Source organism: Leptolyngbya sp. PCC 6406, from assembly GCF_000332095.2.
Classification (GTDB): Bacteria; Cyanobacteriota; Cyanobacteriia; order Phormidesmidales; family Phormidesmidaceae; genus PCC-6406.
In genome coordinates, this window is record NZ_KI913949.1 from 2,979,170 (window position 1) to 2,998,916 (window position 19,747).

General features: G+C 52.0%; 9 protein-coding genes. 3 read left to right on the top strand and 6 right to left on the bottom strand.

Annotation, left to right across the window (positions count from 1 at the left end; genetic code table 11):
• Positions 1 to 1,246 precede the first annotated feature (1,246 nt).
• A complete protein-coding gene (gene pntA / locus LEP6406_RS0213180) occupies positions 1,247 to 2,797 on the top strand; it encodes a Re/Si-specific NAD(P)(+) transhydrogenase subunit alpha (RefSeq protein ID WP_202807528.1) in 1,551 nt (516 codons plus the stop codon).
• 87 nt (positions 2,798 to 2,884) lie between these two features.
• Positions 2,885 to 4,309 (top strand): Re/Si-specific NAD(P)(+) transhydrogenase subunit beta, encoded by a 1,425-nt coding sequence (gene pntB, locus LEP6406_RS0213185; RefSeq protein WP_008316327.1) that lies wholly within the window; start codon positions 2,885 to 2,887, stop codon positions 4,307 to 4,309.
• Between the two features lie 195 nt (positions 4,310 to 4,504).
• Here the strand turns inward: pntB and LEP6406_RS28010 are convergent, their stop codons facing one another.
• From LEP6406_RS28010 to LEP6406_RS0213205, 4 genes are all read right to left on the bottom strand, one after another.
• Entirely contained in the window at positions 4,505 to 4,957 is a 453-nt protein-coding gene (locus LEP6406_RS28010; RefSeq protein WP_008316325.1) for an HNH endonuclease, read from the bottom strand.
• 2 nt (positions 4,958 to 4,959) lie between these two features.
• Positions 4,960 to 5,205, bottom strand: coding sequence for a hypothetical protein (locus LEP6406_RS0213190; protein ID WP_263971175.1), 246 nt, complete (start codon positions 5,203 to 5,205; stop codon positions 4,960 to 4,962).
• Positions 5,206 to 5,288: 83 nt separating this feature from the next.
• Complete coding sequence (locus tag LEP6406_RS0213195; protein WP_027268693.1) at positions 5,289 to 6,287, bottom strand: IS110 family RNA-guided transposase; 999 nt, start codon at positions 6,285 to 6,287, stop codon at positions 5,289 to 5,291.
• A 1,053-nt stretch (positions 6,288 to 7,340) separates the two neighbouring features.
• Entirely contained in the window at positions 7,341 to 8,600 is a 1,260-nt protein-coding gene (locus LEP6406_RS0213205; protein ID WP_008316535.1) for a DNA cytosine methyltransferase, read from the bottom strand.
• A 252-nt stretch (positions 8,601 to 8,852) separates the two neighbouring features.
• Here LEP6406_RS0213205 and LEP6406_RS0213210 point away from each other — a divergent pair, with 252 nt between their 5' ends.
• Complete coding sequence (locus LEP6406_RS0213210; protein ID WP_008316537.1) at positions 8,853 to 9,629, top strand: hypothetical protein; 777 nt, start codon at positions 8,853 to 8,855, stop codon at positions 9,627 to 9,629.
• Between the two features lie 827 nt (positions 9,630 to 10,456).
• Here the strand turns inward: LEP6406_RS0213210 and LEP6406_RS0213215 are convergent.
• Both LEP6406_RS0213215 and LEP6406_RS0213220 read right to left on the bottom strand, forming a co-directional pair.
• Positions 10,457 to 11,203, bottom strand: coding sequence for a hypothetical protein (locus tag LEP6406_RS0213215; protein ID WP_008316539.1), 747 nt, complete (start codon positions 11,201 to 11,203; stop codon positions 10,457 to 10,459).
• A 1,040-nt stretch (positions 11,204 to 12,243) separates the two neighbouring features.
• Positions 12,244 to 19,206: a PAS domain S-box protein gene (locus tag LEP6406_RS0213220; protein ID WP_008316973.1), complete on the bottom strand. Its 6,963-nt coding sequence runs from the start codon at positions 19,204 to 19,206 to the stop codon at positions 12,244 to 12,246.
• Positions 19,207 to 19,747 lie beyond the last annotated feature (541 nt).

A 19,747-nucleotide genomic window follows, 5' to 3' on the forward strand; every position in this document is an offset into this window, starting at 1 on the left:
TGGTGGGGTAGGGGCGAGCGGCGCTCGCCCTGTCAGGGGGTAGGCAGTAGAGATATTGGGGTAGATCCCGTAGGGGCAATCCCTTGCCTGTCCTGTTCGCGTAGCGGCTCCGGAGGAGCAACGGAGTCGTATAGCCCTTCGGGCAATAGCCTCCGGCATGGCTACACTAAGGCTAACGCTAGGGCGGAGCCTGCCCGGAGGGCATAGGGCTTGCCTTGTTCGCGTAGCGGCTTCTAAGAAACTTCCCTCTGTGAGCAAGACCGAGATTCCTCCCGCTGGTCGGAATGATGGGCTTGTCATATTGAAGCGCACTTGTCATGTTGTTCGCGAAGCGACTGCTAAGAAACTTTCCTCTGTGAGCAAGACCCAAATTTCCCCCTGCGCTCAGAATGACAGACTCATTGTCATGTTGAGTGCAATTGTGTAACGAAGCGAAGCGGAGTCGTAGACGCGAAGCGGCTTCTCGGGGAGTAGCCTCTCGGTCTAACAGCCAGACCAGAATCCCTCCCTGCGCTCGGCTGCTGTGTATACCTCGGCTGCTGTGTATAGATATAGCGGTTCTCACTCGGGTTAAGTACAGACAAGGGGCTTAAGCCCCTTGTTCCCCGAATTGCCATCAAGTTGAGCTGTACCTCATCCATTAGGGAACCGCTATAAGCCTTCGGTTGAGTCTTGTTTAGGGTTTGATCCCCCCAACCCCCCTTTTTAAGGGGGGCAGCCCTATCCAGAATTGGAGTAGCCCCCTTGAAAAGAGGGCGGCAATAGCGGGGGATTCGCCAAAACGTGACTGCTCAGAAAGAGGTTTGTACACCGTGCCAAGCTCCAGAACTTACTCAAGCAGGCTAGTGGGGCTTCTGTAAGGCGACTGAAGCAATTCAACCAGCGGGCTAGCGCCCGCCCGATCCGGATTTCATCGCTCCAGTCCCATGACTTGCTTGGCCTTCAGGGACAACGCTAGGGATGATGTATTTCGCAACAATGTCATCGGATAGGGGTTTTGTGGCGGCCTAATGTGAAAAATGTCTGATCAACTGGGGAAGTTGGCCAACTCGGTCGTTATATATCGAGAGCGGTGGATGCCCAGTTGCTTACGAAATGTTACGTGAGGGGCCGTAGGGGCCTGGGTATTGATGACCGTGAATGACCTGGGCTTGATGACCTTGGGCCTTATTTTTAGAGAGGACTTCCATTCATGACAGTCGCGATCGCGCCAGAGACCAGTCCTACACCTGTTTCCTCAGGTCCGATGCGAATCGGGATTCCGCGAGAGATTTTTCCAGGGGAATGCCGCGTGTCGGCCACCCCGGATACGGCTAAAAAGCTGCAAAAACTAGGCTTTGAAGTCTGGGTAGAGGCGGGGGCTGGAGCCGCCGCCAGCTTCCCCGACAGCAGCTATCAAGCCGCAGGCTGTCAGGTGTTGGCAGACCCAGCGGCAGTGTGGGCAGCGGACATTGTGCTGAAGGTGCGGGCTCCCCAGCACCATCCCGCCTTGAATCAGGATGAAACGGAGCTGCTGCATCCCGGCGGCACCTTGATTAGCTTCATTTGGCCCGCCCAGAATGAGGCGTTGCTGGCCCGTCTCGCGGCCAAGCAGGTGACCGCCCTGGCCATGGACAGCGTGCCTCGGGTCACCCGCGCCCAAAAAATGGATGCCCTGAGCTCCATGGCCAACCTGGCGGGCTACCGGGCCGTCATTGAGGCCGCCCAGCACTTTGGCCGTTGCTTCACGGGCCAGATTACCGCTGCGGGTAAAATGCCCCCCTGTAAAGTCCTGGTGATTGGGGCCGGGGTAGCGGGACTGGCGGCTATTGGCGCAGCTCGGAGCCTGGGGGCTATCGTCCGGGCCTTTGACACCCGCCCGGTGGTTAAGGAACAGGTGCAGAGTATGGGGGCGGAGTTCCTAGAGCTGCACTTTGAGGAAGATGGCACCGGAACCGGCGGCTATGCCAAGGTCATGAGCCCCGCCTTCATTGCAGCGGAAATGGCCCTCTTTGCCCAACAGGCGGCGGAGGTGGACATCATCGTCACCACCGCTTTGATTCCGGGTCGTCCCGCCCCCAAACTGGTGACGGCGGAGATGGTGCAGGCCATGAAGCCCGGTTCCGTGATTGTGGATATGGCGGCGGAGCAAGGGGGGAATTGTGAACTCACCCACCCCGACGAGGTCTACACCACAGAGAATGGGGTCACCATCGTGGGGCTGACGGATTTCCCTAGCCGGATGGCAAACCAGGCCAGTCAACTCTACGGCACGAATTTATCCCACCTTTTGAGCGATCTGGGCGGGGCCGAAAATTACCTGGTCAACATGGAGGATGAGGTGATTCGGGGGGCGACGGTGGTGCTAGAGGGTAAGGTGACTTGGCCTCCCCCGAAGCCGGAAGCCCCTGCACCCAAGGCTCCGGATCCGGCGACCCCGGTGGCAGCGGCGGAGAAAACCGCTGCGGCTCCCAATCCCCTGAGTAAATTCCTCTGGCCGGGGCTGATTGGGGTGGCTCTATTGGGGGTGGGCATTGGCGCACCGGAATCCTTCCTGTCCCACTTCACGGTGTTTGTGCTGGCGGTGTTCTTGGGCTGGAAGTTGATCTGGGATGTGTCGCCCTCGCTGCATACCCCCTTGATGAGTGTGACCAATGCCATCAGCGGCATCATCATCATCGGTGGCATGTTGCAGATTTCTGGGGAATTGACGGCTCCGACGACAATTTTGGGCGCGATCGCAATTCTCGTTGGCACCATCAACATTTCTGGGGGCTTCCTAGTCACCCAGCGCATGTTGAAGATGTTCCGCAAGTAGGGCTCTGATGCAGCCTGAATTCAGAATTCAGGAGCCAGAAGCCAGCATCCAGTATTCAGCGTCTGATCCAGCTATTTAACGGAATCCATGACTACCAACCTTGTCACGGTCGCCTATATTGCGGCCAGCATTCTTTTCATTCTGAGCTTGGGGGGCTTGGCTAACCAAGAATCTGCCAAGCAAGGTAACCTCTATGGCATTGCCGGGATGGCCCTGGCGATTGGGGCCACCGCTGCCAGTGCTCCGGTGAACAATTACGGCTTATTGGTGGCGGCGATCGCCCCTGCCATTCTGGTGGGAGCCCTGGTGGCCTCCCGCGTGGCCATGACCTCCATGCCGGAGTTGGTGGCGATTCTCCACAGCTTTGTGGGTCTTGCCGCCGTACTGGTGGGCATCGGCAACTACCTCCAGCCCGAAAGTGGTCTGGTGGGGGCCGAGGGCACCATCCACCAGGTGGAAATCTACATTGGGGTATTTATTGGGGCCTTGACCTTTACCGGATCCTTGGTGGCCTTTGGCAAACTGCGGGCCATCCTGGGCAGCAAGCCCCTGCTGCTCCCCGGTCGCCATGTTCTCAACCTGCTGCTCTTGGCGGGCACGGTGGCCTTAGGGGTGCCCTTCCTGGGGGCGGAGGGCACCGCTGGTTTGGTGCCACTGTTGGGGATGACTGCGATCGCGTCACTCCTGGGGATTCATCTGGTGATTGCCATCGGCGGAGCCGATATGCCCGTGGTAATCTCCATGCTCAACAGCTACTCCGGCTGGGCGGCGGCGGCGGCGGGCTTTATGCTCTCCAATGACCTGCTGATTATTACGGGAGCCCTGGTGGGGAGTAGCGGGGCCATCCTCAGCTTCATCATGTGCAAGGCCATGAACCGCTCCTTCTTTAGCGTCATCCTCGGTGGCTTTGGCGCGACCGGGGGCAGTGGCAGTGGCAAGGCGGTGGAAGGTACCGCTACGCCCACCACCGTGGAGGAAACGGTGGAAGCCTTGGATGCGGCTGGAAGTGTGATCATCGTTCCCGGCTATGGGATGGCGGTGGCCCAGGCCCAGCACGCCGTGGCGGAGATTACGAAAATTTTGCGCGATCGCGGCAAGACGGTTCGCTTTGGCATCCACCCCGTAGCGGGGCGACTCCCTGGCCACATGAATGTGCTGCTAGCGGAAGCCAATGTACCCTACGACATCGTGCTGGAGATGGATGAAATCAACGAAGATTTCCCCGAAACCGACGTGGTCTTGGTGATTGGGGCCAATGACACCGTCAACCCCAGCGCCCTAGAGGATCCCGACAGCCCCATCGCCGGGATGCCCGTCCTAGAGGTGTGGAAGGCCCATAATGTGGTGGTGCTGAAGCGCAGTCTCGCGGCGGGCTATGCCGGGGTGGGTAATCCCCTGTTCTACAAGGAGAACGCCCAGATGCTCTACGGCGATGCCCGTACTAATGTGAATGCGGTGTTGAGTCAACTGACCACCACCACCGCTGCCCCAGCCCTGACCGCCGTCGCCTAACCCGATGACGGCAGCCCTTCTCCCTCCCTGGGAGAAGGGGTTTTGGCACCAACAGATAGGTTGTCGGTTGCGCCCCAACCGAGGACTCAGCGGCATAACGGTGAAGTGTAGCGGCGGCAGACAAGCTCGAACTTCACATCAGTAGACTTCGACCGTCCGCTGCCACGCAGTGTTTATGCCGCCGCAATCGCCCTCTCATCTGGATTCAATAGCATCATTGGATGGTGGATGCCAACCGCCTTGAATCCACAGGCGACGGGCTTTAACAATCGCTCCCTCATTATGCTCTTGGTCATTCAAATCTAGGCGATCGCACGTTGCCCGCCCAATTGAAGTCTTGCCTCGAATTACTAGACCACCTTTCTCCCAAACAAAATGGTCATTCCACTGATGCAGTCGTGGGTCAAACAACTGAGTAGAAACTTGAGATTCTGGATCAGTTCCTTCTGTAAAGTTGTAGCGGTAGCTATTACATTGCTGACAAGCCAAAGCTAAATTTTCAAATATATCTGCCCCTCCAAGCGATCGCGGTTGGATGTGATCAATTTCAAATCGTGCTGCACTAGCTTCTTCGGAGGAGTGGCAGTATTCACACAGATACTTAGCTCGCTCCCGAACCTGTTGCCGAGTCTTTTTTGAAATCGCCATGCCTAAGCAGAATCAGCAATGATTTTTGCATTAAGCAACGTAAAAATTCGATCGAGTTCCAAAATTCCAGTCAGTTCTACTGCTTCATTGGGTGATAACTGCAACTCTCGCTGTTTTTCGTTCAGGCTCTCCAGCCGCTCTTGCAGGTCTTCACTAAATTTGAATAAGAACAATCCTCGAACTAGTTTGATTTGAATGCCAGCATCAATAAAAGAGGAGGGTTGAATCATTAGTTGTGCATTCATCATTCACCTCAGAGACAATGTTATACGGATCGGTTCTAGTGCTCTGTCAAGCTTAAATTTGTAGATACTGTGTTAGCGCCTTAGGGTCAAGACTGCTGAGGCGCTAGCTTTTTGGGGTCAAATTCCTGTCCAGAGGACAAGACCGCATAGATCACACGAATGAGCTTGTGCATCACCGCCCCCACCACCGCCATCTTGTGCTTGCCATTGTCCAAGAGCCGTTGGCGAAAAGCTCTGACCTCAGGGCAATGACGCATCAGACTCAGCGCTGGGAAAAAAAGAGCTTCGCGCAGATGGGCATTGCCAATTTTGCACAACCGCGCCTTGCCATTGATAGAAGAGCCAGACTGATGCTCCTGGGGAGTCAACCCAGCAAAAGCCGCCAGTTGAGCGGCAGAGCCAAAGACCTTAATCGAGCCAATTTCCGCCAGGATAATGCTAGCGCTATGTTCAGCAATGCCAGTAATGGAGGTCAACAAGCGGCAGGGCTCCGCCAACGATTCCTCCCCTTGAATATGCTGCTGGCAGCGCTCCTTGAGAGCCTTAGCCTGTTTTTCGAGAAACTCGATATGGGCCTCAATATCCGTTCTCAGTTCCGAGTCACGACAGAGCTCAAGGCGATTTTTCTCTTGGGTGAGCATCTGCTCCAGCGCCTTCAGACGGCGGGTGAGGCTCTGGAGCTGGGCGATCGCCGCTGGCGTGGGATGCCACAGACTGGGCTGGATATCTCGACAAAAGCGGGCAATCAGGGCGGCATCAGCGGCATCGTTCTTGGTGCGGCTGAGTTGACTTTTGGCATACCCCTTGATGCGGGCTGGGTTGACGATACTGACCTGGTGGCCCTGCTCATGGAGATAGGTAGCTAAGTCATGGCCATAGATGTTGGTCGCCTCCAGACAGGCATGAATTGCCCCGAGAGCATTCCCTTGGAGCCAATGGCTCAACTGCTCAAAGCCGCTGGGGGTGTTGTCAAACTTGGCGTGTTTAGAGGATTTGCCATTACGCTTACCACCACTCAGTAAAGCTACGTCAAAGGTGGCTTTGCTGATATCAATACCGAGGAAGATGATGGGGGCTGTACTCATTGGACTGGCTCCAGAGAATAGAGGTTGGCAGGGGCTCAACAATCGCACTATCCTTGCTAAATTCGAGGTGCCCAGTCGGGCCGCTCATGATACTGTCCAGGCTGATTGGCGATGCCCTTGGGGGAGGGGGGAGGCTCAATGAATCTACGAAACAAGCTTGAAGGCTTGGGGTTGGGTTCGGAGTTCTCCCCTGACGGTCTGCTTCCAAAATAACTCTCGATGGCAGGCCGCTTACATACAAGGTTGGGTGCAGCGCTAGCGAAACCCAACATGGCCAACCGCTGTTGGGTGACTTCGTTCCACCCAACCTACGCAGACTTCTCCCAAGGAGGGAGAAGGGGCTGGGGATGCGTGTTATTTTACGGCCCGTCCCAGATGATTGTCGCAGCATACAAGTCAAACAACGCTTCGCTGCCATCCCCTAACGTGACAATATCAGAAGCACTCCCAGGTATGCCGAGCCCTCTTGGATTACCTACAACTAAAGGATTGCCTCTTGGCCACTAAGCAAGCGTAGTCCTCAGGAAGCCATAGCCCTTGGGGAGCAAGGCTTTAGAGTTCAATAGTTCGGATAAACTATCCATGAATGGTCATAGGTGGCCGAAACGATGACAGTGGCCTCAAACCCCACCCTCACATCTACCAGCCACTCCGGGCATTCTTGAATGCGATGCTCCAGGTAGTGTTGTGAAAACAGCAGCTTATTCGGCTTTTGCCCATTTGCCATAATCGAGTTCCCTCACTTCATTCCTATGAGTTGAGCGTAAAATCCTGGAGACTGTTCAGGACTTCCACTTAATCTTAATTCTGGCTCAAAAGTCTTTAGCCCGGATCGTCAAACCTAAAAACCCAACTCAGAATTAATACACCTGCCATAGACAAGTCACTCCACGCAAGCAAGCAATTTATCAACTGGCTCCCGGCTACATCCCCACCGAGGACTTGCAGCATAACGTTGACCATCACCCGCCTCAGATAACCTCTGCATCACAGCCGATCAACTCTCAGCGGTCGGCGTGCATGGGCGTTGTTAGCTGTTTTCAATGAGCTCCTTTAGGCTTCTAGTAATTCTAACTGTGTAATTACCCTTGGATACTGCTGAAAATAATTTCTAGGTGGGCTTTGATTAGATTTTAGCGAAATGATATGTTGAGCTATTTGATTAGATATAAGGGGTGGGACAGCATCACCAATCTGATTATACTTAGCAGCCAAAGCACCCTCAAAAAAGTAGTGCGTAGGAAATCCCTGTAATATAGCCATTTCCCGAACCGTGAGCAACCTATCTTGCTCAGGATGAGCATATCGACCATTCCCAACATGACCACATTCCCGAGTGATCGTTGCAGCAACATCGTGCCACTTTAGGCGACCATAAACATCTGGAAAAGAACCTGGTCTCGCACGAAACATCGATGGAATAAGTAGTTTTTTCTTTTCCTCGTCAGAGATTTTGGGATTTTTCATAATATCTCCCCAGGAACCTCCATCTTTTGGAATAGCCTGTATTCGTGACAGAACAACCGAAGTCATTCCTGGTGATACATGCATAGGATCAGACGATTTCTCTTGACCCGCATTAGTCTTTTGTAAATGAGCAATAGCCTGCCAAACCGTGACTTTTTCTACCTGACGTTTGAGTGGGCAACCACCGATAAATCCATGATCACGTCTAGCTATTATTAACGCCCTTTCTCGTCTCTGTGGCAGACCATACTCTGAAAGTTCATGGATATCTGCGTATATTGAATATCCTAAGACATTCAACCGATCATAAAGTACCTGAAAATGATGTTGATGTTTCCCTCGTAGTAATTCTTTTACATTTTCCATCACGAGAAATTCGGGCAAGAATTCTTCAACAAAATCAGAGGTACGAACCACCAACTTATTCCGTGGATCATCACCCAGATGATTTTTGGAATTTTTTTGGGAGAATCCTGTACAAGGAGGGCAGGCAATCAATACATGCAGATCCCCCTTTTTTAGACCTAATTCTTCACGATATGACTTAGGCTCTAACTTCAATAAATCAGCGTACTTAGGTTCAATACCAATATTGCGATGATAAGTAGAATTACATCGCGTGGAAGAAGCTTTATGTTTTCCTCTACCAGGTTTAGCTACTTCGATATCAACAGCTCCAATTATCTCAAAATAGTCCCTATAGGTACGAAAGCCTTCACTCATACCCCCACACCCTGAAAACAAGTCAACCACTTTCCACAATGTATTAGGTTTTGGAGAATTGTTAGGCATCGCAATGAGGTAACGAGGTTCTTTGGCAAATGTAACACATTGTGAGACAGACATTGTAGCCGCCTTTTGATAACGTTTTCGTAACACAATGATTCACAATGTCTCTCACCTATGTCAAGGGCACCTAAGACTGAATTTTTGCAAATCAGGCTATCACAGGAAGATCGAGACCGGATAGCTCATGTTGCGTCCAATGAGCATTTAGAGCCATCAACATGGGCAAGACAGATTTTACTTAAAGCTGTGGAAGACTGGGAAAAGCTCAACCTACCTAAGCAAGATGTTGAAGGTAGGAAGATCTAGTTCATGCTTGCGCCCAATTTGGACGAATTATTAGAGCAATTAAATGCAACTGCTCCACAACTGACCGCAACTAGGCTGATGTTACTTAATCGTATGGCATCCGCTCTTCAGGTTAGATTTGGTGGTTTCGTAAATCAAAGTAGCGATCTTGCGACCCCCTTGTTTTCTGAGTATTTTGCGAGTCGCTTACTAATTCATCATGCCGTAGTCGAAGAAAGACTTAACAAAAAGTCATTTGAGTATATATTTCGTGATGCCTTGCGAAATGATGGCAAAAATGCCTACATCACTGCCAGTGATGTCTATCCAGGAGCAGATTTAATAGTAGATGAAACCAGAATATCGCTTAAGACTGAGGCATCAAAAAATATCCGAGAAGCAAAGATTACTATTTCTAAATTTATGGAAGCTCGCTGGATTCGAGATCAGGATACTGTTGGCTTAGCACGGCTAGCTTCTGAGCGACTACGTGAACATCTAGCAGGCTACGATCGTATCGTGATGCTTCGAGCCTTTAACATGCCGAGGAACGAGGTGAAATATGAGTTGATAGAAATTCCGCACAGCCTGTTAAGTTTAGCGTCATTCTTGCAGCCGAATGACATTACCCTCAGCCCCGGTCGAAGTGGAGGAGGCAGCACTACAATTTGGCAAAACAATCGAGAAGCGTTTACTCTCAGATTTGACGGCAGTGTAGAAAAATTGACTATTACAAACCTGTCGGTAGATCTTTGCACGAGCCATGCAACGTGGAATATACCACTGACCATTCTAATTTAGAGGCTGATGCATGAGCAGCTAATGGCACAATGCAGCGGCGGCAAGCAATCTCGACAACCACACAAGTGTCTCTCGACTGTCCGCTGCCATGACGTGTGTGCGCCCAGTATGGGCATGAACTAATGGGGTGAAAGTCCCCTGTGGGAGAACCAGCCATCCAAATGCTCGTAAGTCATAGGAGCCGAGAGATGGACAACCACTAGCTTAAGGCAAGGGCGTTTCCGCGAGAGAGGGTCGGTCGGAAGCCAGCGGCAAAAGTGCGAGCCGACGGACAGAAACGTCATAGAAGGCCGAGTCTCTGGGGCGAGTTGGCACAACACAACATAGGCGCAGCCTTCCCGAAGGGTAGCCCTATGGTTCAGGAGATACAGTAAATGACGCGGTTGCGCATGGACAGTTCACGCTCTTATCTGGGGAGATCTGCCTCCTTGGCAGTCTTTGAGGCTAAGGGAGTCTGACTGAGGACTATCTGGAAACGGGTAGGAAGCCACAGAACCCTAAGGACTGGAAGACGGCCCGACAGTTGGCAACAATCGTCGCCGGAAGCAGAAGTCAGCCGAGGCCATAGTAGTCAAACGCTGGCCTGTAATGGGCTAGACAAGGCAAAGGGCCAAACCATGGAAGGCAGAGAGGAGCCGCCAGGGCTCGTTCTGAGCGTTGAACCCGAATGGGGGAGCTATAGGAACGGCGCTTAATGGTGTAGCCAGCTCTGGGAGTCAGAGTCGAAAGAGTCTTGATTTCTAAAACTTTCTAAGGAACCGCCCGGTGCGGACCCGCACGCCGGGTGGTGTGGGAGGGGGAGATCGTGAGGTTTTCCCCTATCCCGATTAGACCGTGGAAAGTACAGTATCCTGATTCGGAAACTTTCCAGACATCACAACAGCATGGCATCTTTGCTGTCCATCTACTATCCCCATTGTTTGTTTGATATGTATAAATTTCGAAGCGATCTTTTTTGAATGAAATGTCTTTGTTAAAGTAAGCGCATTGGCAAAGTCATCACCCTGATAATATAAATGGTGATCAAAACTTGCCTCTTCATGAACTTTACCATCATGAATATGAACTGTAGGGAAGAAGAGTTTATCAGGCAATCGAGTGACAAACTCAAACGCTATTGGATGTGGTTTCTTCAGATTTTTCGTGGATTCTCGTAACTTGAATACGGCAAAACCATAGTCTTGATATTCGGGTAAAAGATCCCAAACTTGCCTTGATAATTTGAATTGAGGATCTAGACGATCAAAATCATTAAGCGTAGGGATAAAACTCGCATCATAATCTCCTACTTCATATACGGTCAGCGATCCTGAAGCGGAACGACACACGTTTTTAGTCAAATCAGGAAAACCCATTTCAATGTGATCGAAGAAATCTTTATAGCCGTCTAAAGGAATAAAACGAATAGTCATATATTCATCGTGAGAGCCAACGGGCAATGGCAAAATCATCGCCACATCTTGGCTGGCTTTATACCCCATGCTATAAACCAAGAACTGCTTTGAATCAGCAGAACGTCTTGCAAAGATCTTTGTGCCTTCTACTAATGGAACTGAAGGAACGATAATACACATAATCTTAACCAGGAGGATATTTACAAATACAACTTAATGGATGACTCAACAGTCTAACTCGTGTTTAGACAGATCAGGGTGCCTCTACTCTGCCTAAACACCTTGTGTAGGGGAGATAGACAGAGTTGGTGATGTCTATCTCCCTGCTGAGGGGATATAGGCAGATTACAGTCTTTATAAGCACCCAAATGGGTGGATTAGGCAGATTATAGTCTGCCTATCTAGCTGCTGGGGCGATATAGACCGATCATGATCTGCCTATATCGCCTGAATAGGGTGTTTAGACAGATCACAGTCTGTCTGAACATCCTGGGGGAAGGAGTTCGGCAGACAGCTTCACAAAAGCCTTACCAGCAGATTCAAACCGTGGGAAGCAGCATTCAAGCGATAAAGACCCTTTAAGCAGGTCGGCCTGATCCAAAATCTCGCCTAGAAAGAGGTTGGGTGGCTGGGGCGCAGTGGGTCATCAGCGGGATGGGGTTCGGTACTGTAGCGCATTTGAAGGTTTGCTAAACCGCCAACCGTGCCGGGGCTAGCCATAATCCACCGTAGTCTCCAGCTCCTGGTTCACCCGCGCTAGTACTGGGCGGCGGAAATACCTAGCCGTTCATCGTGGCACACTCGGCCCCTCACCCTAGCCCTCTCCCACGGGGAGAGGGGACCGGAAAAGGTTGGGCTGGTGCGACAATAGTGGAAATACCTGGCCGTTCATCGTGGCACACTCGGCCCCTCACCGTTCGGCTGAGCTCACGCCGAAGCCCTAGCCCTCTCCCAGGGGGAGAGGGGACCGGAAAAGGTTGGGCTGGTGCGACAATAGTGGGCTGATTTACACCCTGCGGTACTAGTAACTCCAGCACCAGCTTGCCAGTGCTAAGGGACTCGCAGGAAAATAAGGTACCCATTGCGACCTTGCCTATTGGTGCATTGCTGCGCGTTTCGCAAGCGACATAAAAGGCGAAGCCGCGCCTTAGCGCTATGCACCCTACAGTGATCAACGCTTCCGGTGCTTTATTTAGATGCAAGTCCCTAAAGTCCAGGGCTCACTCTAGGAGTAGAGGGGAGGTGAGTTGGGCGATGCTTTCAAATTTGTAGTCATAGATCAACCGATTTAGGCCCTCCACCAAAACCGATTGACTCGTCGGTATTTCTTGAACCAGGCTGGAAGCAGCTTGATCATCGCAGTGGAGAGCGGCTTTGTGAAGGGCGGCGATCCATTCGAGGGGCATGATTCGCAGAGATTGGGCATCTAGGGTAATGGCAGTGGCGGTGGCTGATTGTGCTCCTGGGGCTGGGGTTACCGTCTGGGCATATTCGTAACGGAGATCCAAATAGTCCGCCATTTTTGACAGGATTAAGTTGAGCTGAATGGGCTTGCTGACAAAGTCATCACAGCCTGACTCTAGGGCGCGGGTGCGTTCATCCATAGAAGCTTGGGCGGTGAAGGCAATGATGACGGGGTCTTCTGGGCGATTTTCGGAGTCAAGTTCCTGGGCTTGGGCACGGATTTGGCGGGTCGCTTCGCAGCCATCCATATCAGGCATTCGCAAATCCATCCAGATCAGGTGGGGGTGCCATTGCTGATTGGCGGCAATGGCATCAGCACCGCTGGCGGCCTCTTGCACCTCTAAGCCAATCTGGGAAAACACCGTGACCAAGAGTTGGCGGTTGTCGGGTTGATCGTCTACGACCAGAATACGGTAGGGGGACTGCCCTGGTGCTAGGCCAATTACCGTTCCAAGGCTCCCTTCTGAGGTCACATCTTCACCTCGTGCTAGGTGGAGGGGGATGGCAAATTGGAAGGTACTGCCTTGGTCTGGGGCACTATTCACGGTGAGTTCACCCCCCATCAGCTTGACAAGACTGCGACTGATGGCTAGCCCTAAGCCAGTACTGCCGAGGGTGCTTTTGCCAGCTCTGGCCTGGGTAAAGGCATCGAAGATGATGTCTATTTCTTCGGAGGGAATGCCTACCCCGGTATCTATAACCTGGAAGCATAAACTTGGGGTAGGAGGGGTATCTGAAGACGTTATTGAGCTAGAGAGGTGGAATTGTTGATCAGCTTCAGCCCCCTGAAGCCGGACCGATAGTATTACTTGGCCTTGTTGCGTAAATTTAATTGCATTGTTCAGGAGGTTGATCAGAACTTGGCGAAGTTTGTTGGGGTCAGCGACGATGTATTGGGGCAGGTCTGGGGGTAAGGCGAGGGTGAATTGAAGTTCTTTGTCTGTGGCCCGCTCCTGAAACATGGCCTGGAGGTCGTGGAGCAGACTGAAGAGGTCGATGCTTTCTGGCTCTAGGGTAATGCGGTTGGCTTCAATTTTGGAGAGGTCAAGAATGTCGTTAATCAAATGCAGTAGATGATCGCCGCTGCGGTGCATGATGCGGATATAGTCTTGGTGCTGAGGCTGAAGCGATAGGTCGGAATTGAGCACTTGGGCAAAGCCCAAAATGACATTCAGAGGGGTGCGGAGTTCGTGGCTCATGTTGGCCAAGAACTCGTCTTTGAGGCGGGTGGCGCGGCTGAGGTCTTGGTTGGCAATGGCTAGCTCTTGATTACGCTCGACCAGTTGCTGCTGGGCCTGCTGTCGTTGGATCAGCTCTTGCTGCAATTGTTCAAAGAGGTGTGCCTGTCGAATGGCGATCGCCAGTTGGTTGGCAATCTGCTGCAAGAGTTGGGCGTCTTCTGCTTTCCAAGTCCGGCGCTCATGGCAGGCATGAACCACCAGCACCCCCCAGAGTTTGTGAGGGTGGTTCGGATCTTGCCAGCGGTTGCCTGTGGCGGTATGCCCCTGTTGGAGGATGGGGGCAACTATTTTGGACTTAATCTGTCCAGCTTGGGCATATTCCACCAGGCAGTCAGTCCAGATATCATCCATTACATCGGGCACAATCCGAGGCTGCCCTTGCCAGTAGAGGGCGAGAATGTCCTGGGACCACACTTCATCCTCCCAGTGCATGGTTCTGAGTGCGGGCAAAGATCCTAGAACCTCCTCCTCTACAATTTGGCTGCGGCCATCGGCAAAGAGCTGAAACACAATGACGCGATCGCATTGAAAAACCACCTGCACCTGTTGGGTCACAATGGCCAAGATATCTTGCAGGTCTAGAGATTGGCGAATCTGTTGCCAAATCATGCCTAGAGCTGTTTGTTGCTGCAATTGCTGGGAAATCTTGGTCTCAGCTCGCTGGCGTTCCTGCAACTCTGACTGGAGCTGTTCGTAGAGAATGGCCTGCTGAATCGCGATCGCGAGTTGATTCGCCAGTTGCTGCCCTAGATCGATGTTTGCTTGTTGCCACTGACGCGGAGCGTTGCATTGGTGAATGCACAGCAGCCCCCACAACACATCGCCACAGAACAGGGGCATGACTAGGGTAGCCCGCACCTGAAACTGGGCCAGAAGGTCGATGTAGCAGTCCGCCATATTGGCGCTGTAGATATCATCAATGACGCAGTAGTGACCCTGGGCATAGAGAGTGGCATAGTTGTCCCCAAAGCAGTGGTCTTGGACAGGGATAGTCAGCACTGAGGGCAGGCCGCCAACGCAGGCTTCGGCGATAAACTCACCGTCGTCGTAGCCTGAGTCAGGGTCAAACTTAAAGATGCCGACTCGGTCAGCATTCAGGCAGCTACGAATTTCTTGGCAGGCGGTGTCAAAAATAGTTTGAAGGTCAAGGGACTGGCGAATGCGTTGGCCGATTTCTCGCAGCAGGGCTTCTTGCCTTGCCTGCTGAAGAATGATTTGCTCGACTCGCTTGCGATCGGTGATATCTAAACAGGTACCCAACAGCCGTGTGATTTGTCCACTGCAATCGCGCTCGACCTCGCCACGTCCTTCGTGGTAGCGGGTACTGCCATCGGGCAACTGCGCCTGATAATCAATCGAGTAGGGGGTACCCGCCGTCACAGCGCGGTCAATGGCCTGCTGCAAGAGGAGGCGATCATCAGGATGAATCAGTTGCAAGTAGTCAGGGTAGCTGGGTTCGTCCTGGGCCGGGTCAAGGCCAAACATGCGAAACAGTTCCAGCGACCAGGTGATTTTCTGACTGGCGAGGTCAAAGGCCCAATTGCCAATGTGGGCAATCCGCTGAGCCTCTACGAGAGCAGTTTGTAGTGTTTGGCTTTCTAATTCAGCTTGTTTGCGAGTACTAATATCTAGGGCAATCCCATGCCAAGCTATATCACCATCGGGGCGCTGTTCTGGGCAAGAACTGGCTCTGAGCCACTTAGTCTGACCCGAAGGGGTAATGATACGCCACTCACAGGTAAAAGGGGCTAGCGCTTGCAGACTGGCGGCATAGGTGGCGGCATAGTGCTCCCGATCCTCTGGATGCATTTGCTCGGAAATTAACATCCCATTTTGTAGGAGAGTATCCACCGGGATTTCGTGGATCTCCTCAGCCGCTGGACTGATGTAGTCAAAACGATTGATGCCCTGGGCCGTTTCTATCACGGTGTAAATTACCGCTGGAGAGGCTGCTGACAACAATTGAAAGCGGGCTTGACTTTCTTGAAGCGCTAGTTCGGCTTGCTTGCGATCGCGAATATCCACCACCACCGCCAGGTTGCCCACGACCTGGCCCGCCCCATCTCGCAGTACAGAAATATTACTTTTGATCCAAATCCAGTCCCCATTTTTGTGGCGTTCGCGCCTTTCATAATCCAGGAAGTCAATTTCGCCGCGTACAATGCGATCGACCTCAGACCAATGTTTAGCCAGATCCTCTGGATGAATCACATCAACAAAGGTGAGCGTCAGCAGTTCTGCTCGGGAATAGCCCAGCAGATTGCAATAATACTGGTTAGCCTCGGTAAAGCGCCCCGATACATCGATTTGATTGATGCCCGCCGCCGCTTGTTCGAAGATGGCCCGAAAGCGGTCTTCACTTGCGTGAAGCGCTAGTTCGGCCTGTTTGCGATCGCGAATATCAACTACTACCTCTAGGTTGCCCGCCAATTCACCCGCCTGATCTCGCAGTACGGAAATATTACTTTTAACCCAAATCCAGTCGCCATTTTTGTGACGCAAGCGCTTTTCATACTCCAGAAATTCAATTTCACCACTTAAAATAAAATTGTTCTCAGACCAATATTGAGCCAGAACTTCTGGATGAAGCACATCGACGAAGGTGAGCGTCAGCAGTTCTGCTCGGGAATAGCCCAGCAGATCGCAATAATACTGGTTAGCCTCGGTAAAGCGCCCCGAGGCATCAATTTGATTGATGCCCGCCGCCGCTTGTTCAAAGATGGTCCGAAAACGGGCTTCACTGGCTTGCAGGGCAGCATTAGCCTGTTTGAGATCGCTGATATCCAAGACAATAGCCAGATCCGAGATTGCCCGCCCGTCGGCATCGTGTATGAGCGACACCGTTACCTCAGTCCAGATCCAGTCTCCCTGTTTATGGCGGTAACGTTTTTGTGCGGTGACGGATGTCAGTTCCCCTGCCAAAAGTCGAGAGAAGACCGAGTCTTGCTGAAAATCATCAGGGTGGGTAATGGCTTGAAAGGTGAGGGCCAGCAGTTCATCGCGGGTGTAGCCCAACAGGTCGCAGAAATACTGATTAGCCTCTATAAATTGTCCTGAGACATCGGCCTGGTTAATGCCCACTGCCGCTTGTTCAAAGATGGCCCGAAAACGGGCTTCACTGGCTTGCAAGGCCAGCTCATTTTGCTTTTGTTCGGTGATATCCATAACCACACCGAACATGCGGACAATCTGTTCCCCTTCATACTCCAGTTCCAGGTAACTGTTGACATAGCGCACTTCCCCAGTAGGACGCAGGATGCGGAAACAAAAGTTTTGTGGAATTCCCTGATTGGCCTCTGCCACCCGCTCCAACCATGAAGACTGATCATCGGGATGGATTTGCTCAAGATGTTCCCTAAAGGTGGGTTCATCCTGGTCTGTGGTCATGTCAAAGATGCGAAAAACTTCGTCTGACCAGGTAAGTTTTTGAGTATCCAGATCAAAAGACCAGTGACCTAAGTGAGCTATTTCCTGGGCTCTTTCTAGTTGACTCCTAAGGTTTGACAACGCAATTTCAGTCTGCTTGCGATCGCTGATATCACGATATAAGCCAATGAACCGGACTGGATTACCCGCCTGATCCCACTCAATCACTTTCCCCTGAGCCAGATTCCATTTGTAAGTGCCATCTTGGCAACGAATACGGTGAACACTTTCATAGGTTTCTGTCTCCCCCCGTAGGTGTTTGGCGATGTCCACCTCTAGCTGAGCTTTATCCTCAGGGTGAATCCGACTTTCCCACTCGGTAATCGTGTTGCCAAACCTATCATCGGCACCATAACCCACCATGGCTCTCCAGGACTTCTCCGAAAAGAACACCTCGTTGGTTTCCATGTTCCAGTCCCAGGTGCCGGTGCCACTACTGTCTAGGGCTAGCTCTAGCCGCAGTTGACTCGTTTGCAGCGCAAGTTCATTTCGCTTTCGTTCGGTAATATCTCTACAGATGCATAGACTAACCGATTGGTCACCCCAGTTTATGGTATTGGCACTAATTTCAACGGCATAGATAGAACCATCTTTGCGCCGATGGCGACTTTCAAAGTGATCTAGACAGAGCTCATCTTTGTCAATTTTTCCCTCGATTTCTACCGATGACAAGTTGACATCAAAGTCCACCAGGTTTAAAGTCTTTACTTCTTCTAAGGAATACCCCAGCATATTGGCAAATCTGGCATTTGACTCTAAGACATTGCCCGCCCTATCCACAATGACGATCCCATCAATGGAGGTCTCAAATAGAGATCGCCTCCGCGAAACCTCTTGATGCAATGAAATTTCTGTCTGCTTGAGGGCGGTGATGTCGGTGAACAAGCCATCCCAGACTATCCCCGCCGGGGTGACATAGGGGCGAGAATAGCCTCGCAGCCACTTCAGTTCACCCGATGGTGTCGTCAATCGCCCTTCCCAGTGCCAGTCAGTACAATCTCGAACCGCGATCTCAACCGAATCTTGTAGGGTGAGCACATCCTCAGGATGAATTAAGGCCCAAACAGTACTCACGTCTTGGCGTACCTGTTCTGGCTCTAGACCTAGCAGCTCATAGGCCCCAGCACTCACCTCCAAAAAAGTGCCACCCCCATCGTCAATGGGCAAGTAGCGATAGATCATCCCTGGGGTGTTCGCCAGCAAGGCTTGCAATCGCATCTCACTGTCTCGCAAAGCCAGTTCGGCCTGTTTGCGATCGCTAATATCATGGGCGATACCCAAAATACAATCTTGCCCTTCCAGACAAGAAACCTGCGCCGTTAATAATAGGGTTTTAGTGCCTCCTGATTGGGTCCGAAAGACACACTCAAAATCCCGAACTTGGCCCTGGGTCGTCAGACCGTGGCGAAAATTCTGGTAGTCTACCAGGTTATCCCAGAACTGCAATTGCCTACAGGTCTGGCCTATGATTTCTGCCTGGGCATAGCCCATCAATTGACAAAAACTGTCATTGACCAGCAAACAGCGCCCCTCTTCTAGGGTGGCAATCCAAGTGGGGATGGGGCTGTAGTGAAATAGGAGCGTAAATTTCTCTTCTAAAGCAGCTAAATTATCCTGGGTCTGAACTTGGTATAGATCGACCGCTGTGGCCATTTGTTGAAAAGACTGAGCCAACCGATCTAGATCGCCAATCATACTCCCCCTAGGCAAAGGGGGAGGCATCTGACCTGCGGCCAGAGTCTGACTAGCCTGGATTACCTGATCAATGCCTTGGGTAATCTGGCGGCTGGTGAAGAACCCCAGAACAATTGTCACCCCCCAAGTACCGCAAATCAGGATGATCAGCGCGATCGCCAGCGGTACAGACCCCCCTAGGGGTGACAGCAGCGGCGGTAGTCCTGCCCCTACCCCACCGCCATAGCCCAACAGACCATAGAGCAGATACCCCACTAAGGCCATAGTCCCCACCGTTTGCAGCCCCAAAGACACCCGGAACAGCACCTGGAGAGAAATTGGGCCTAGGGGACGGTTCAAGTCGCTAAATTGGCGCACAACGGTTCTAAACGTTCCTAAACGTAGCTCTAGAATGACCCTTCCAATAACCCTTCTACTAGAATGACCCTTCCAATAACCCTTCTAATATATAGGGGCAATGACGATTTCCGGGGGCATCCCACTTTTGCCGCTCAACTCAACTTTCGGGGTTGGCAGGTTGAGCGCAGTCCTAAGTCTTTCAGACAGGCTCCGCCCTAGGGCTAGCCTTAGCGTACCCATACCGCAGGGTATTGCCCCTTGGGCTATATACTTTGCGTCGCGCGACAAATCTCGTGGGGAGGGGTTAGGAGTTAGGAGCCAGAATCTAGGAGAGTACTGACTCCTAGCTACTGAATTCCTCGGAGCCCATATTGTCTCGGCTTACGTTGATACCCGGCTGCTGTGTACACATATTTCTGGAAGGGTGCTGATGCCCCTTGCAAACCCCCCTTAATCCCCCCTTGTAAAGGGGGGAAACTCTAGTCCTCCCCCTTTACAAGGGGGAGTTAGAGGGGGTCAGGCCGGGATGCCCATCAAACAGTGACTTATGTGTACACCG

Bases quoted from the DNA above. Each gene is read 5' to 3' on its own strand.
- pntA (WP_202807528.1), top strand. From the start codon at position 1,247: ATGCGAATCGGGATTCCGCGAGAGATTTTTCCAGGGGAATGCCGCGTG.
- pntB (WP_008316327.1), top strand. From the start codon at position 2,885: ATGACTACCAACCTTGTCACGGTCGCCTATATTGCGGCCAGCATTCTT.
- LEP6406_RS28010 (WP_008316325.1), bottom strand. From the start codon at position 4,957: ATGGCGATTTCAAAAAAGACTCGGCAACAGGTTCGGGAGCGAGCTAAG.
- LEP6406_RS0213190 (WP_263971175.1), bottom strand. From the start codon at position 5,205: ATGATGAATGCACAACTAATGATTCAACCCTCCTCTTTTATTGATGCT.
- LEP6406_RS0213195 (WP_027268693.1), bottom strand. From the start codon at position 6,287: ATGAGTACAGCCCCCATCATCTTCCTCGGTATTGATATCAGCAAAGCC.
- LEP6406_RS0213205 (WP_008316535.1), bottom strand. From the start codon at position 8,600: ATGTCTGTCTCACAATGTGTTACATTTGCCAAAGAACCTCGTTACCTC.
- LEP6406_RS0213210 (WP_008316537.1), top strand. From the start codon at position 8,853: ATGCTTGCGCCCAATTTGGACGAATTATTAGAGCAATTAAATGCAACT.
- LEP6406_RS0213215 (WP_008316539.1), bottom strand. From the start codon at position 11,203: ATGTGTATTATCGTTCCTTCAGTTCCATTAGTAGAAGGCACAAAGATC.